We start from the raw sequence: 14,883 nt of genomic DNA on the forward strand, positions 1-14,883 counted from the left end.
CCATCTGACGGGCCGTTCAAATCCGTCACGGACAATCCCTGCATGAGTCTCACTCTCCAGAACCTTGGAAAGCGCTACGGCACCACGCCCGTGTTCTCCTGCGTCTCCCTCACCGTGGCACCCGGCGAGTTCGTCGCCATCGTCGGTGAATCGGGCGTGGGCAAGTCCAGCCTGCTCAACTGCATGGCCGCGCTCGACGACTGGAGCGAGGGCACGATCACCCACGATGGCGTGGACCTCGGCACGCTGGGCGAGGTTCAGCGCGCGCACTGGCGGCGCGAGAAGCTGGGCTTCGTGTTCCAGGCTTTTCATGTGTTGCCTCACCTGGACGTGGCCCAAAACATCGGTCTGCCCCTGCTGTTGCTCGCCCAGCCTGACACCGCGCGTGTGAATGAGATGCTGGCGGCGGTGGGCCTTGAGGGGCTCGGAGAACGTCTGCCGGCCCAGCTGTCCGGCGGTCAGCTGCAGCGCGTGGCGATTGCGCGCGCGCTGGTGCATCGCCCCCGCCTGCTGCTCGCCGACGAACCGACGGGCAACCTGGACCCGACCACCGCGCGCCAGGTGATGGACGTGCTGGAGCGGCAAGCCAAAGACAGCGGCGCGGCTCTGATCCTGGTGACGCACTCGGAAGCCGCAGCAGCGCGGGCGCAGCGCGTGTTGCACCTCACAGCGCAGGGCCTGCAAGAACCCCGGCAAATAGGAACCCAGGCGGAGCGAGGTGCCTGACACCCAGGATGCGGTGGAACCGGCTCCGCCGGGCCACTCGCATCGCCCCCTTGAGGGGGACGCGCGCAGCGCGGCAGGGGTGGGTCAAGTCTTAAGGAAAACGTCGCGGTCGGGTGCGAAGCAGGCGTGCAGCGGCAGCAGCGCGCCGCCCAGCGCACGCGCGTCCGAGCCGATGCTGCCGAGTTCCAGGCGCGGCAGGCCCTGCAGGCCTTCGAGGTTGTAGGCCTTGAGCGCTTCGCCGGTGCGCGCCCAGAGGTCGCGCAGCAGGTCCGGCGCCACCACACCATCGATCACCACCGCCTCGACATCAAGGAAGGCGGTGCCCGCCACGATGCAGTGCGCCAGCGCCAGCGCGGCACGGTCGATCCACTCGCGGGTGTAAGGCAACCACGGCGCCTGCATGGCGCGCGCGTCATAGGCCGCCATGGGGTCGAGCGCGTGTTCACGGAACCGCTGCTCGAGGTCCCACAACGAGGCCTGGCTGATCAGCTGCGGCGGCAGCTCCTTCACACCCGGCACCGCCACCTGCAAGGGCAACGAAGCCACGGCGCCGGCGTTGCCGTTGACGCCGCGGTGCAGGTGGGAGTTGATCACCAGCCCGCCGCCCACGAAGGTGTCCATGAAGAGGTAGAGAAAACTGTGCAGCTCGCGGCCACGGCCCTGCAGCAGTTCGGCCACGCAGGCGGCCGAGGTGTCCTTGGCGTAGCTCACCGGCAGGTCGGTCAGGGCCTGCACCTCGGTGGCCAGGTCGATCTGGCTCCAGTCGTGGGCCTGCGCCTCCGTCAGGCCCAGCATGCGGTGCCAGCCGCCCAGCTGGAACGGTGCGGCCACGCCCACGCCCACCACGCGGCTGCGCAGAGGGCCGAGGCCATCGAGCAGGCGGTTGAGGTTGGCTTCAATCGCCGGCAGCAGCGACGCGGCGTCGGGAAACGGGTAGTCCAGCACCAGGCGCTGGCGCACGCGGCCCAGAAAATCGACCAGCAACCAGTCGGCGCTGCGCCGACCGATCTTGATGCCCACCGCAAAAGCACCGTCGGGGTTCAGCCCGACGGGCACCGAAGGCTGCCCCACGCGGCCGCGCACCGGCGCCTCGCGGGTGAGCAGCTGGTCTTCGTCCAGCCGGGCGGTGATGAGGCCGATGGTCTGCGCCGTGAGACCGGTCAGGCGCGCGAGCTCGGCCTTGGGCTGGCTGCCGTGCACACGCAGGGCCTGCAGCACCACGCGCTCGTTGAACTGGCGCATGCCCACCTGGTTGGAACCACGCTGGCGCAGGCGCGGCGCGCCGGTGGCATCCGTCAACGGTTCGGGGGCGTCCACGGAGGGGATGTCGAGCGGGTCATTCACGGTGCCCAAGTTTGACACGTTCGCCCCTTCCGTCAGGCCCGCAGCGGCTGGCCCAGCACGCCTTTGCGCAGGATGAAGTTGCCCCAGGGTTCCAGCTCGCCGGTGACGACGATGGCGTAGGCCTTCTTCACGCGCTCGTAGAACGCGTAGCGCTCCACGGCCTCCACCCGCTCGGGCGGTAGGCCGGCGTTGGCCAGCAGGGCCACGGCTTCGCGCTGCAGGGCCGAGCGGTAGCCTTCCGGCGTGCCGCTCACCTGCATGTAGGCGACCGGATGGCTCACGTCGTCGGCCAGCGGCAACAGGCTGACCACCGCCTGCAGCGTGCGCAGCATGCCCACGCCGGGCAGGCGCAACACCGGCTTGCCCGCGCCCAGGCTCATGGCGGTGAAGTTGGCGTCGGCCAGCACCACGGCGTCGTCGTGGCCCATTTCGGCGAGCAGTTTGAGCATGTCGGGACTGAGCAGGGGATCAATGCCTTTGAGCATCTGTGTCTTTCAAGCAAGGACCTCGGCCGGCAGCTGATCGACCGTCATCGCGCCCGTCATCACCGCCACCGTGTCGCTCATGCTGATCTTCTTCGGGTTGACCACCGCAGCGCGCTTGCCCAGGCGGGCGATGTGGATGCGGTCGGCGATCTCGAAGACGTGCGGCATGTTGTGCGAGATCAGGATCACGGGCAGGCCCTTGTCGCGCACGCGGCGGATCAGCTCCAGCACCATGTTGCCCTCCTTCACACCCAGCGCGGCGGTCGGCTCGTCCATGATCACCACGTGCTGAGCAAACGCTGCGGCACGGGCCACGGCCACACACTGGCGCTGCCCGCCCGAGAGCGTTTCCACCGCCTGCGTCATGGAGCGGATGCCAACCTTGAGGTCGTTCATGCGCGCGATGCTCTCTTCCAGCATCTTCTTCTTGTCGATCATCTGCAGCACGCTGCCCAGGAAGCCGGGGCGGCGGATTTCGCGGCCGAGGAACAGGTTCTCGGCGATCGTCATGGCCGGGGCCACGGCAAGGTCCTGGTACACGGTTTCGATGCCGGCGCGGCGCGCGTCGATCGGGCTCTTGAACTGGATCTTCTGGCCGTCCAGGAAGATCTCGCCCTCGTCGGGGATGGTGGCGCCCGAGAGGCACTTGATCAGGCTGGACTTGCCGGCGCCGTTGTCGCCGATCACGGCCATGATTTCGCCGGCGCGCAGCTCGAAGTCGGCACCGTCGAGGGCGGTGACCTGGCCGTAGCGTTTGGTCAGGCCCGTGGCCTTCATGACCAGAGGAGCGTTGGTATCGATGGTCATTTCAACGCACTCCTTTGCGGGACATCTGGTCGGTCAAAACGGCGAGGATGACGAGCACACCGGTCACCAGGATCTGGTACACGGACGACACGCCCATGAGCGTCAGGCCGTTGCGGAACACGCCCACGATCAGGGCGCCCACCAGGGTGCCGAGGATGATGCCGCGGCCGCCGAACAGGCTGGTGCCGCCCAGCACCACGGCGGTGATGGCGTCGAGGTTTTCGGTCTGTCCGGCGTTCGGGTCACCAGCGCCGATACGGGCCACCGAGAGCAACGAGGCCAGGCCATAGAACACGCCGGCCAGCGCGTACACGCCCAGCAGCACTTTGTCGGTGGAGATGCCGGTGAGGCGTGTGGCTTCGGGGCTGTTGCCCACGGCGTAGATGTGGCGGCCCGGCGCGGTCTCGCGCAGGAACAGCCAGGTGATCAGGTAGAGCGCGAGCATCAGCACCACGCCGTAGAGGATGTTGGTCTGGCCGATGCGAAACGAGTTGCCGAGCCAGGTCATGCCTTCGGACACGTCGGTGATGGTCTGCGAGCCCGAGTACAGCTGGGTGATGGCGAACGCGATGTTCAGCGTGCCCAGCGTGACGATGAAGGGCGGCAGCTTGGCCTTGGTGACCAGCAGGCCGTTGACCACACCGAACAGCGTGGTGGCGGCGATGCCCAGCATGATGGCCACCGGCGCGGAGAGCCCGAAGTCGGCGCCCATCTTGGTCATGACGATGGAGCCCAGCGCCATGATCATGCCGCACGACAGATCGATGCCGGCGGTCAGGATGATCAGTGTCTGGCCGATGGCGATGGTGCCCACCACCATCACCTGCTGAAGAATCAGCGAGAAGTTCTGCAGCGACAGAAAGCGGTCGCTCTGCGATGCGAAGAACAGGCAGGCACCGAGCAGGGCAATGAAAGGCCCGAGGGTGCCCATGGGCGGAAGTTTGGCTTTGATGGCATTCATGGCGGTGGCCCGTCCAATCAGATGAAAAGAGGTTGCAGCACAGGCGAAGCAACCGGCTACAAGCGGAGGCCCGTCTGACGCAGGCCTTCAGTCAAGCGAGTCAGGAGCGAAAAGCGCCAAGCGAAGCGAGGCGCTCCCGGTCCAGGGGCAGCAAGGGTCCGGCTCCGCCGGCCCAAGCTGCCGTCCCCCCTCCAAGCCGAAGGCGCCAGAGAGGGGGGAAGCCGCAAAGCGGCGCAGGGGGGAGTCCCTTATTTATTACCCCAGCACAGGTCCGTGCCGGTCTTCACGTCCTTGCTGTCCACGCCCTTCACCGCCTTGGCAGCGATCAGGGTCACGCCGGTGTCGACATAGCCGCTGACCTTCTTGCCGGTCTTGGCGTATTCCACGCCAGCGGCCACACCCATGGAAGCCATCTTCAGCGGGTACTGCTGGCTGGTCGCGGTGATCACGCCGGCGCCCACGTCCTTGATGCCGGCGCAGCCGCCGTCCACCGACACGATGACCACGTCTTTTTCCTTGCCGGCGGCCTTCAGCGCCTTGTAGGCACCGGCGGCGGCGGGTTCGTTGATCGTGTAGACCAGGTTGATGCCGGGGTTCTTCTGCAGGCAGTTTTCCATGCCGGTCTGGCCCTTGGCCGCGTCACCGAAGCTGTCGGCCATGCAGGCCACGCCGGCCTTGGCGCCGCCCAGGTCGTTGCTCTTGGCATCCGGTGCGGTCAGGCCAAAACCCTTCAGGAAACCGTTGTGGCGCTGGGCGCCCACCGGGTGGCCGGGGAACAGGTCGAGCGTGGCGATGACCGGCTTCTTGCCGGCCATGGCGACCTTGGCGTACTCGCCGATCAGCACGCCGGCCTTGTAGTTGTCGGTGGCGAACAGGGCGTCCACGGCGGTGGCCGGGTCGGTCGGGCTGTCGAGGGCGATGACCATCACGCCCTGGGCTTGCGCCTTCTTGATGGCGGGAATGATGGCCTTGGCGTCACTGGGGGTGATCAGGATGGTCTTCGCGCCGGCAGCGATCATGTTTTCCATCGCGGTCACCTGGCCGGCGTTGTCGCCGTCGGTCTTGCCGGCGGCGGCGATCAGCTTGGCACCCAGCTTCTTGGCTTCGGCGTCGGCGCCTTCCTTCATCTTGACGAAGAAGGGGTTGGACTCGGTCTTGGTGATCAGGCCGATCACGGGCTGGGCCTGGGCGGCGGCGGCGCCCACGGCCAGGGTCAGGGCGGTGAACACGAAGGTGGAAGCGATTTTTTTCACAGGTGTCTCCTCAGGAGGATGGATGAAGGACCGACGGATGGATGTTTCTCGTTGCTCTGCAGTCAGGGCCTTCGGGTTTTCACGAAGATGGCTGCGGAGTGGCTGAACTATAGTTCGAACACCTTTAATAAATCAACTGGATTTAGTTATGGTTTTCCCTAAGACCCACACCCCTGTTCAAGTCGCCACCGCCGGCGAGGCCCTGATCGACATGATCACCGAGGCCGACGACCGCCTGCGCCCCTGCGCCGGCGGCGCCGTCTACAACCTCACCCGCGCGCTCGGGCTGCAGGGCGTGGGCACGCTCTACCTCAATCCGCTTTCCCGCGACCGCTTCGGCCGCCTGATGGCCGAGGCCATCGCCGAGGCCGGCGTGACCCTGGCGCGCCCAACCCCGGTGCACCAGCCCACCTCGCTGGCGCTGGTGAGCCTGGACGCCGAAGGCAAGGCCAGCTACAGCTTCTACCGCGAGGGCGTGGCCGACCGCGACGTCAACGCCGTCGACATGAGCGTGCAGTGCGCCGCGCAGCCGCAGCTCTCGGTGATCGCCACCGGCTGCCTGGCGCTGGTGGCCGAAGACAGCGACAAGTACCTGCCCTGGCTCAAGGCGCAACGCGCCGCCGGCAAGCTGGTGGTGGTGGACGCCAACCTGCGCCCGGCCATCGTGCCCGACATGGCGGCCTACCAGGCCAGCGTGATGGCCGCGCTCGGCGAGGCACACATCGTCAAGGTGAGCGACGACGACCTCGCCACGCTGGGCTTCACAGACCCCGACCCGCTGGTCGCGGCCCGCGAGCTGATGGCGAAAACACCGGCCCGCTGGCTGGCCCTCACCCTGGGCGCCAAGGGCGCGGTGATCCTGAACCGCGACGGCAGCGGCTGGCACGGTGCCGAATCGGTGCCGGTCACCGTGGCCGACACCGTGGGCGCGGGCGACAGCTTCCTGGCCGGCATGCTGGTCGCGCTGCTGCAGCGCCCGGCGATGCAGGCCGCGCGCAACGCCAGCGAGCTGTCGCTCGACGCCGCCGACGTGATGCACATCCTCGGCCACGCCATCGCCAGCGCCAGCCTGTGCGTGATGGAAACCGGCTGCGTGCCGCCCAGCCTGGCCCAGGCGCAGGCCCGCGTGGCCAGCGCCCGGCCGGTGTTCCGGGCGATCTGAGAAGGGGTGCCGTGTCCTTGCACGGTGCTTGCATGAAGGCGATGTGAATTCGAAACCCGCGTGTAACTTGATTACACTATCATCGCGAAAACAACGTAACTTTATTAGACCCATGGCCACATCCAGCTCCAACCCAACCCCGGCGGCCCCGCTCGATCTGGTGATCTTCGGTGGCGTGGGCGACCTCTCGGTCCGCAAGCTGCTGCCGGCGCTCTACATGGCGCACCTGCACAACAACCTGCCCGAGCAGACCCGCATTCACACCCTGGGCCGCCAGAGCTGGGACCGCGCCGCTTTCCTGAACTTCATCCAGGAAAAGGTGCGCGGCTTCATCGGCGAGAAGGCCTACACCGACGAGGCCTGGGCCACCTTCGTGCGCCGCCTGACCTATGTCTGTGTCGACGCCACCGAAGCCGCCAGCTACCTGGGCCTCAAAGCCGAGATGCAGCCCGGCTCCGACCGCGTGTACTACCTCGCCACGGCGCCCAGCCTGTTTGTGGACATCTGCGCGAACCTGTCCGGCGCGGGCCTGATCGACGAACGCGCCCGGGTCGTGCTCGAAAAGCCCCTGGGCCACGACCTGGCCTCGGCGCAGCAGATCAACAACGACGTGGCCCGGTACTTCGAAGAACACCAGATCTTCCGCATCGACCACTACCTCGGCAAGGAAACGGTGCAGAACCTGATGGTGCTGCGCTTTGGCAACAGCATCTTCGAGCCGCTCTGGCGCAGCCCGCAGATCAAGAGCATCCAGATCACCGTGGCCGAGAGTGTGGGCGTGGGCAGCCGTGCCGGTTTCTACGACGGCACCGGCGCCATGCGCGACATGGTGCAGAACCACCTGCTGCAGCTGCTGTGCATCGTGGCCATGGAGCCACCGGTCTCGCTCGACCCGGACGCCGTGCGCGACGAAAAGCTCAAGGTGCTGCGCTCGCTGAGACCCATGACGGTGGCCGACGTGGCGCGCGACACGGTGCGCGGCCAGTACAGCGCCGGCGCCTCGGGCGGTGAAGCCGCTGCGGGTTACCTGCAAGAAGAGAACATCCCCGAAGACAGCGGCACCGAGACCTTTGTGGCTCTCAAGGCCCACATCAACAACTGGCGCTGGGCCAACGTGCCGATCTTCCTGCGCACCGGCAAGCGCATGGCGGCTCGCCAGTCCGAAATCGTCATCGAGTTCGCCGAACTGCCCTTCACCATCTTCAACGACTCGGCGCACAAGTCGGTCAACCGTTTGCTGATCCGCCTGCAGCCCGAAGAACACATCCAGCTGCAGATGATGGCCAAGGAACCCGGCAGCGGCATGAAGCTGCGCCCGGTGAGTCTGAACCTGGACCTCGAATCGGCCTTCACCGGTCGCCGCGCCGAGGCCTACGAACGCCTGCTGATCGACGTCATCAAGGGCCGCCTGACGCACTTCATGCGCCGCGACGAACTCGAAGCCGCCTGGGCCTGGGTCGAGCCCATCATCAACGGCTGGGAACAACTCAACGAAAAACCCAAGGCCTACACGGCGGGCAGCTGGGGGCCGGCGGCGTCTTCGGCGCTGATGGCGCGCGAAGGCTCCTCCTGGGTAGAGGAATCCTGATGCAGGTGACCGAACACCCCGGCGCCACACCCGCTGCCATCGCAGCGCACATCGCCAGCACCCTGCGCTCCGCCATCGCCGCGCGCGGCCAGGCGAGCCTGGCGGTCTCGGGCGGCAAGTCGCCCATCCCCATGTTCGATGCGCTGCGCGAGCAGGACCTGGACTGGTCCCAGGTGACCGTGGTGCTGGTGGACGAGCGCGTGGTCCCGCGTGACCACGCCGACAGCAACACCGCCCTGGTCGCCCGCCACCTGCTGCAGGGCAAAGCCGCCGCAGCCCGCTTCCTGCTGTTCTTCCGCGAACTCGCGCCGACGTTCAACGCCGAGGTGCTGGACGCGCTGGTGATCGACGCCAGCGAGCGCATCGCCGCCCTGCCCTGGCCGCTGGACGTCGCCGTGCTCGGCATGGGCGAAGACGCCCACACCGCCTCGCTGTTTCCTGGCGCGCCCGGCTATGCCCGCGCCATCGCCACCGATCAACGCCTGGCCTGGGTGGTGCCCGACACCGCGCCGCACGCCCGCCTGACGTTCACCCTCAGCGCCCTGCTCGCCGCTCGCGAGCTGGTGCTCTCCATCGCCGGCGGGAGCAAACTCGCCGTCTACCGCAAGGCCGCAGAAAAGGCCGACGAATCGCTCCCCATTTCCCTGGTCCTCAACCAATCCAGCACACCCATCGGCGTCTGGATCGCCTGAACGGAACACCACATGACCACGCCCCTGCACCCCGCCATCGAACGCGTCACGAAACGCATCACCGAACGCAGCGCCGACACGCGCGGCGCCTACCTCGCCAGCACGGCCGCACAGCGCAAGAACGGCACGCAGCGCGGTGGCATGGGCTGCGCCAACATGGCGCACACGACGGCCGCCCTGCCCGCGAGCGACAAGCTGAAAATCCATGCTGAGCGCGCACCGCACGTGGGCGTGATCACCGCCTACAACGACATGCTCTCGGCCCACCAGCCCTACGAGCACTACCCCGAGCTGATCCGCAGCCACGCGCGCACGCTGGGTGCCACGGCGCAGGTGGCGGGTGGTGTACCGGCGATGTGCGACGGCGTCACGCAAGGCGCGGCCGGCATGGAGCTGTCCCTCTTCTCGCGCGACGTGATCGCACTGGCGACCGCCGTGGGCCTGTCGCACAACGTGTTCGACGCCGCGCTCATGCTCGGCATCTGCGACAAGATCGTGCCCGGCCTGTTCATCGGTTCGGTGCAGTTCGGCCACCTCAGCACCGTGTTCGTGCCCGCCGGCCCCATGACCAGCGGCCTCTCCAACGACGCCAAGGCCAAGGTGCGCCAGCAGTACGCGCAGGGCCTGGTCGGCCGCGACGCGCTACTGGAGAGCGAGGCCCAGGCCTACCACTCGCCCGGCACCTGCACCTTTTACGGCACCGCCAACAGCAACCAGATGCTCATGGAGATCATGGGTCTGCACCTGCCGGGGTCGTCGTTCGTGAACCCCGGCACCGAGCTGCGCGGGCTGCTGAGCAAGGCCGCGCTGGAGCGCGCGCTGGCCAACACCGGCAAGACCGGCGAGCCCGCCATCTGCATGGCCGACATCGTGAGCGAAAAGACCATCGTCAACGGCATCATCGGCCTGCTCGCCACCGGCGGCTCCACCAACCACACCATCCACCTCGTGGCCATGGCGCGCGCCGCCGGCGTGCTGATCGACTGGGACGACTTCGCCGAACTCTCGGCCGTGGTGCCGTTGCTGGCCCGTGTCTACCCCAACGGCAGCGCCGACGTGAACCACTTCCACGCGGCCGGCGGCATGGGCTTCCTCATGCAGGAACTGCTGAGCAACGGCCTGCTGCACGGCGACGTGACCACCGTCATGGGCCAGGGCCTGGGCGCCTACGCGAACGAGCCCTGCCTGCAGGACGGCCAGCTCGCCTGGCGCCCCGTGCCCACGGTGAGCGGCGACACCGCCGTGCTGCGCACCGTGGCCGAGCCCTTCAGCGCCGACGGTGGCCTGCGCCTGCTGCAGGGCAACCTCGGCCGCAGCGTGGTCAAGGTTTCGGCCGTGAAGCCCGAGCACCGCGTGGTGCGCGCGCAGGCCGTGGTGGTGAGCGACCAGGCCGACCTGCTGGCCTTGTTCAACGCCGGCAAGATCAACAAGGACCTGATCGCCGTCGTGCGTTACCAGGGCCCACGCGCCAACGGCATGCCCGAGCTGCACAAGCTCACGCCGCCGCTGGCCGTGCTGCAGGACAAAGGCTTCAAGGTCGCGCTCGTCACCGACGGCCGCATGAGCGGCGCCTCGGGCAAGGTGCCCGCCGCCATCCACCTCAGCCCCGAAGCGCTCGCCGACGGCCCGATTGCCCGCGTGATGGACGGCGACTGGATCACGCTCGACTGCGAGCGCGGCGTGCTGGAGCTGGAGGTGGACGCCGCCACGCTGGCCGCGCGCAGCGCGGTGCTGCCCGATCTGACCCACAACGAACACGGCACCGGCCGCGAACTGTTTGGTCTGTTCCGCGCCCATGCCAGCACCGCCGAATCCGGCGCGTCGCCTCTGTTCACTTGACCCCCCGCGCCGCCTGCGGCGTCACCCCCCAGGGGGCATCAGCAGCGGCCCGGCAAAGCCGGTTCCTCGCTGATCCCGACAGGCTCCCCCGTTTTCCTTTTGCACGAAAGGCTGCCATGACCACCACCTGCTTCTCCCGCCCCGCTTTCACCTCCCGCGTCGTGCCGGTCATCGTGCTCACCGACCCGGCCCACGCCGTGCCGCTGGCCCACGCCCTGCTCGAAGGCGGCATCGACGTGATGGAGATCACCCTGCGCTCCGACGCCGCACTCGCGTCCATCGAAGCCGTGGCCAAGGCCGTGCCGCAGATGCACCTGGGTGCCGGCACGGTGACCCGCTTGGCCGAGGTGCAGCGCGTGATCGACGCCGGCGCCACCTTCGCGCTCTCGCCCGGCGCCACCGACGCGCTGGTCGAAGCCGTGAAGGCCGCGAAGCTGCCCTTCATCCCCGGCGTGATGACACCCGGCGAAGTCATGCACCGCCGCGAACAGGGCTTCTCGCTCATGAAGCTGTTCCCCGCGCAGCAGGCCGGCAGCCTGGGCATGCTCAAGGCGCTGGGCGCTCCCATCCCGGACGTGTTGTTCTGCCCCACCGGCGGCGTGAGCCCCGAGAACCTGAAAGACTTTTTGAAGCTGCCCAACGTGGCCATGGCCGGTGGCAGCTGGCTCACGCCGGCGGATGCATTGAAGGCAGGCGACTGGGCGAAGATCACCCGCCTGGCCCGCGAAGCCACGGCGCTGGCGGCCAGCTGATCCCCCCGCGCCGCTTCGGATCACCCCCCGGGGCGATGCCAGCGGCCCGGCGAAGCCGGATCCGAGGCATCCTGGCCTGGCCCGCGACCGCACGGTTCTGGGCTCATGACACACTCTGAACCTCCGGAAGGACGTCACATGTCGAACACCCACGTTTCCCCCACCACCCTCCCCGCCTGGCAGCAACTCGCCACCCTCGCCGCCTTGCCGCAACCGCACCTGCGCGAGCGCCTGGCCCAGCCGGGCCGCGATGCGATGCAGGCCACCGCCGACGGCACCGGCATCCGAGTCGACTTCACGCGCCAGGCCTTTGACGGAGCGATCTGGTCAACCCTGATGTCGCTGGCGAAAGAAGCCAGCGTCGAAGCCCAGCGCGACGCCATGTTCAACGGCCAGGTCATCAACACCAGCGAACAACGCGCGGTGCTGCACACGGCCCTGCGCGGCACACCCGGCGCCACCGGCGGCGATGCGCCCTGGGGCAACGACATCCAGCAACTCGTGCAGGCCGAACTGAACCGCGTCTGCGCCTTCGCCGACCGCGTGCGCGCGGGTGAGGTCAAAGGCAGCACCGGCCTCGCCATCACCGACGTGGTGAACATCGGCATCGGCGGCTCCGACCTCGGCCCGCGCATGGCGGCCGACGCGCTGGCCCCGCTGTGCAGCGACGGCCCCAACGGAAAGATTGGCGGCGTGCGCGTGCACTTCGTCAGCAACCCCGACGCCTGGGCCCTGCACAGCACGCTGCGCGGCCTGAACCCGCTCTCCACGCTGATCATCGTGGCCAGCAAGACCTTCACCACGCAGGAAACCATGACCAACGCCGCCTCCGCGCGGCGCTGGCTGCAGGACGCCGGCATCGAAGGCGCTGCGCAGAGCCCGCACCTGGTCGCCATCACCGCCGCGCCGCAGAAGTCCGGTGCCGCTGGCTATCCGGCAGAGCACACCTTCACCTTCTGGGACTGGGTCGGTGGCCGTTACTCCATCTGGTCCGCGCTCGGCCTGCCGCTCGCGATCGCCGTTGGCTCGAAAGCCTTCCGCGAATTCCTCGCCGGCGGCCAGGCCATGGACGCGCACTTCCGCTCGGCCCCGCTGGACCAGAACCTGCCCGTGATCCTGGCCATGAGCGGCGTGTGGAACCGCAACTTCCTGCACTGCCCGACCCAACTGCTCTCGACCTACCCCAGCCGCCTGGTTCGCTTCGCACCCTTCGTGCAGCAGATGGACATGGAAAGCAATGGCAAGCGCATCCGCAAGGACGGCCAGCCTTGCGACACACACACCGGCCCCATCGTCTGGGGCGGCCTCGGCATCGACGGCCAGCACGCCTACTTCCAGCTGCTGCACCAGGGCACGCACCGCGTGCCGGTGGAATTTGTCGGGGTCGAAACCGAAGACACGCCCCTGCCGCTGGCTGCCGAACACCACCGCGTGGTCAACCTCAACCTGCGCGCGCAGGCCCAAGCCCTGGCCGTTGGCCGCGACGAAGCGGCCACCCTGCAGGCCCTCATGGCCGAAGGCCTGAGCGCCGAGCAGGCCGAGGTGTTCGTGAGCCAGCGCAGCTTCAAGGGCGACGTGCCCAGCAGCACCGTCTGGCTCGACGCGCTCACCCCGCACCGCCTGGGCGCGCTGATCGCGCTGTACGAACACAAGGTGTTTGTGCAAGCCGCCATCTGGGGCATCAACGCCTACGATCAGTGGGGCGTGGAGCTGGGCAAAACCATGGCGAAGCAAATGGAAACCCCCCGCGGTGCTTCGCACCTCCCCCCTGCCGGGGGCAACGCCTGAGGCCCGGCAAAGCCGGTTCCTCGGCGTTCCTGGCCCAAATGCACCTTCTCCGACCATGCGCATCGCCCTCATCGCCCACGACAAGAAGAAAGACGCCATCGTGGCCCTGGCCAGCGAGTTCGCGGCCCTGCTGCGGCAACACACGCTCATGGCCACCGGCACCACCGGCGGGCGCCTTCAATCTGATGCGGGCTTGACGGTGGAGCGCCTGCTCAGCGGCCCGTTCGGCGGTGACCTGCAGATCGGCGCACGCCTCTCCGTGGGCGAGGTGGACATCGTGATCTTCCTGCGCGACCCCATGACCGCCCAGCCGCACGAACCCGACATCAGCGCGCTGCTGCGGGCGTGCGATGTGCACAACGTGCCGTGCGCGACGAACCTGGCGACGGCGCGGCTGCTGCTGGACGACTTGGCGCGGCGCTGAAGGCGCCGTGGCTTGATTGGAGCGCCCGCTCCGTCAAGTTCCTCAACGAACAGCGTGAGGTCTTCTGCTTCGCGGCCAGGTGAACGGCGGTTTCCCGAAGAAACAGTGTGTTGTCTTTGCGCGCCGATCAGGGATGCCACGTCGCCGAAGCGCCGGGTGGCAGCTGGGACGTGGGCCGGCGCGCGCCCGCGATGGCGTATGACAACTCGTTGGCCGCCGTCATCACGGTCTGCGCCAGCTCCAGCAGACGCGCCTCCGGCAGGCGCGCCGTCGGCCCCGAAATGCACACCGAACCCAGCAGCCGCCAGTGCAGCCCGAACACCGGCGCCGACACGCTGGACACCTCGGCCTCGCGCTCGCCCATGGACAGGTGAAAACCGCGCCGCCGGATCGACTCGTAGGGCTCGCCCGGTTCGCCGGAAAACGCCAGGATCACCCGGCCCGGCGCGCCCAGCTCCAGCGGCAGGCCGATGCCCACGCGCACGTGGTGGCGGATGGTCTGCGGTCCGTCCACCCGCGCCAGGCACTGGCGCTGCTGGCCTTCGCGCACGTAGAACGAGGCGCTTTCGCCGGTCTGCACGGTGAGCGCGCGCAGCACCGGCTCCACCACCTCGTGCACGTCGAACACCGCCTGGTAACACGCGCCCAGCCAGCCCGCGGCTCGGCCCAGCCGCCAGCTGCCGTCCTCCTTCTGCACCAGGTAGTTGTCGGCCGCGAGCGTGCGGGCCAGGCGCAGCGTGGTGGTCTTGTGCATGCCGGTGCGCCGGCTCATCTCGGCCAGGGTGAGCTGCGGGTCGTCCATGCCGAAGCTCTCCAGCACGCGCAGCGCCCGCGTCACGGCGGTCACGCTGCCGGTGCTGGCTTCGCTCTCCGCCCCTTCGCTCTCCGCCGCTTCGGGGGCCGCCGATGGGGATGTGGCGGGCTTTCCAGGTGGTTTCATGCATCGGCCTTCGTTTCGACTGTCGAAACTGCATTGTATTGAATGAAACACGCTCGTACAGTCCGCCCCAGCCGCAAACACACAGCGCAGCGGCCTTCTGACCAGCGCTGACACATGGAGAC

14 protein-coding genes are annotated in these 14,883 nt (G+C 68.1%); 8 read left to right on the forward strand and 6 right to left on the reverse strand.

All coding sequences use genetic code 11. The features are described 5' to 3' along the window. Positions 1–42: 42 nt before the first annotated feature. Positions 43–726, forward strand: a complete 684-nt coding sequence (locus IM738_RS11855) for an ABC transporter ATP-binding protein (RefSeq protein WP_236966056.1) — start codon at positions 43–45, stop codon at positions 724–726. A gap of 84 nt (positions 727–810) precedes the next feature. On the opposite strand, the gene IM738_RS11860 is transcribed toward IM738_RS11855, so the two are convergent. From IM738_RS11860 to IM738_RS11880, 5 genes are all read right to left on the reverse strand, one after another. After that, on the reverse strand, positions 811–1,968 hold the full coding sequence (locus tag IM738_RS11860; RefSeq protein WP_236966306.1) for an ROK family transcriptional regulator: 1,158 nt from the start codon (positions 1,966–1,968) through the stop codon (positions 811–813). A gap of 134 nt (positions 1,969–2,102) precedes the next feature. Continuing rightward, positions 2,103–2,555, reverse strand: a complete 453-nt coding sequence (locus tag IM738_RS11865; protein ID WP_236966057.1) for an RbsD/FucU family protein — start codon at positions 2,553–2,555, stop codon at positions 2,103–2,105. A 9-nt stretch (positions 2,556–2,564) separates the two neighbouring features. Next, positions 2,565–3,362 (reverse strand): ATP-binding cassette domain-containing protein, encoded by a 798-nt coding sequence (locus IM738_RS11870; RefSeq protein WP_236966058.1) that lies wholly within the window; start codon positions 3,360–3,362, stop codon positions 2,565–2,567. Position 3,363: 1 nt separating this feature from the next. Continuing rightward, positions 3,364–4,323: an ABC transporter permease gene (locus IM738_RS11875; RefSeq protein WP_236966059.1), complete on the reverse strand. Its 960-nt coding sequence runs from the start codon at positions 4,321–4,323 to the stop codon at positions 3,364–3,366. Positions 4,324–4,571: 248 nt separating this feature from the next. After that, positions 4,572–5,567, reverse strand: a complete 996-nt coding sequence (locus tag IM738_RS11880) for a sugar ABC transporter substrate-binding protein (protein WP_442908519.1) — start codon at positions 5,565–5,567, stop codon at positions 4,572–4,574. A gap of 157 nt (positions 5,568–5,724) precedes the next feature. Here IM738_RS11880 and IM738_RS11885 point away from each other — a divergent pair, with 157 nt between their 5' ends. From IM738_RS11885 to IM738_RS11915, 7 genes are all read left to right on the forward strand, one after another. Beyond that, positions 5,725–6,738: a PfkB family carbohydrate kinase gene (locus IM738_RS11885; protein WP_236966061.1), complete on the forward strand. Its 1,014-nt coding sequence runs from the start codon at positions 5,725–5,727 to the stop codon at positions 6,736–6,738. Positions 6,739–6,850: 112 nt separating this feature from the next. Next, complete coding sequence (zwf, locus tag IM738_RS11890) at positions 6,851–8,326, forward strand: glucose-6-phosphate dehydrogenase (RefSeq protein ID WP_236966062.1); 1,476 nt, start codon at positions 6,851–6,853, stop codon at positions 8,324–8,326. Continuing rightward, on the forward strand, positions 8,326–9,018 hold the full coding sequence (gene pgl / locus IM738_RS11895) for a 6-phosphogluconolactonase (RefSeq protein ID WP_236966063.1): 693 nt from the start codon (positions 8,326–8,328) through the stop codon (positions 9,016–9,018). The genes zwf and pgl overlap by 1 nt, the downstream gene beginning before the upstream one ends. Before the next feature lie 12 nt (positions 9,019–9,030). After that, complete coding sequence (edd, locus tag IM738_RS11900; RefSeq protein WP_236966064.1) at positions 9,031–10,857, forward strand: phosphogluconate dehydratase; 1,827 nt, start codon at positions 9,031–9,033, stop codon at positions 10,855–10,857. 116 nt (positions 10,858–10,973) lie between these two features. Next, the gene (locus IM738_RS11905) at positions 10,974–11,609 is read left to right on the forward strand and encodes a bifunctional 4-hydroxy-2-oxoglutarate aldolase/2-dehydro-3-deoxy-phosphogluconate aldolase (protein WP_236966065.1); all 636 of its coding nucleotides are present in this window, start codon (positions 10,974–10,976) and stop codon (positions 11,607–11,609) included. A 138-nt stretch (positions 11,610–11,747) separates the two neighbouring features. Continuing rightward, on the forward strand, positions 11,748–13,397 hold the full coding sequence (gene pgi / locus IM738_RS11910) for a glucose-6-phosphate isomerase (RefSeq protein ID WP_236966066.1): 1,650 nt from the start codon (positions 11,748–11,750) through the stop codon (positions 13,395–13,397). A gap of 55 nt (positions 13,398–13,452) precedes the next feature. After that, complete coding sequence (locus IM738_RS11915) at positions 13,453–13,821, forward strand: methylglyoxal synthase (RefSeq protein ID WP_236966067.1); 369 nt, start codon at positions 13,453–13,455, stop codon at positions 13,819–13,821. 127 nt (positions 13,822–13,948) lie between these two features. Here the strand turns inward: IM738_RS11915 and IM738_RS11920 are convergent, their stop codons facing one another. After that, positions 13,949–14,761, reverse strand: coding sequence for an IclR family transcriptional regulator (locus IM738_RS11920; protein ID WP_236966068.1), 813 nt, complete (start codon positions 14,759–14,761; stop codon positions 13,949–13,951). Positions 14,762–14,883: the final 122 nt, after the last annotated feature.

This window comes from Hydrogenophaga sp. SL48 (assembly GCF_021729865.1).
Taxonomy (GTDB): Bacteria; Pseudomonadota; Gammaproteobacteria; order Burkholderiales; family Burkholderiaceae_C; genus Hydrogenophaga.

What these genes read in the sequence shown, in the direction of transcription:
- IM738_RS11915 (WP_236966067.1), top strand. Translation starts at nt 13,453, where the DNA reads ATGCGCATCGCCCTCATCGCCCACGACAAGAAGAAAGACGCCATCGTG.
- IM738_RS11865 (WP_236966057.1), bottom strand. Translation starts at nt 2,555, where the DNA reads ATGCTCAAAGGCATTGATCCCCTGCTCAGTCCCGACATGCTCAAACTG.
- IM738_RS11855 (WP_236966056.1), top strand. Translation starts at nt 43, where the DNA reads ATGAGTCTCACTCTCCAGAACCTTGGAAAGCGCTACGGCACCACGCCC.
- IM738_RS11920 (WP_236966068.1), bottom strand. Translation starts at nt 14,761, where the DNA reads ATGAAACCACCTGGAAAGCCCGCCACATCCCCATCGGCGGCCCCCGAA.
- IM738_RS11885 (WP_236966061.1), top strand. Translation starts at nt 5,725, where the DNA reads ATGGTTTTCCCTAAGACCCACACCCCTGTTCAAGTCGCCACCGCCGGC.
- edd (WP_236966064.1), top strand. Translation starts at nt 9,031, where the DNA reads ATGACCACGCCCCTGCACCCCGCCATCGAACGCGTCACGAAACGCATC.
- IM738_RS11875 (WP_236966059.1), bottom strand. Translation starts at nt 4,323, where the DNA reads ATGAATGCCATCAAAGCCAAACTTCCGCCCATGGGCACCCTCGGGCCT.
- IM738_RS11860 (WP_236966306.1), bottom strand. Translation starts at nt 1,968, where the DNA reads ATGCGCCAGTTCAACGAGCGCGTGGTGCTGCAGGCCCTGCGTGTGCAC.
- zwf (WP_236966062.1), top strand. Translation starts at nt 6,851, where the DNA reads ATGGCCACATCCAGCTCCAACCCAACCCCGGCGGCCCCGCTCGATCTG.
- IM738_RS11870 (WP_236966058.1), bottom strand. Translation starts at nt 3,362, where the DNA reads ATGACCATCGATACCAACGCTCCTCTGGTCATGAAGGCCACGGGCCTG.
- IM738_RS11905 (WP_236966065.1), top strand. Translation starts at nt 10,974, where the DNA reads ATGACCACCACCTGCTTCTCCCGCCCCGCTTTCACCTCCCGCGTCGTG.
- pgl (WP_236966063.1), top strand. Translation starts at nt 8,326, where the DNA reads ATGCAGGTGACCGAACACCCCGGCGCCACACCCGCTGCCATCGCAGCG.
- pgi (WP_236966066.1), top strand. Translation starts at nt 11,748, where the DNA reads ATGTCGAACACCCACGTTTCCCCCACCACCCTCCCCGCCTGGCAGCAA.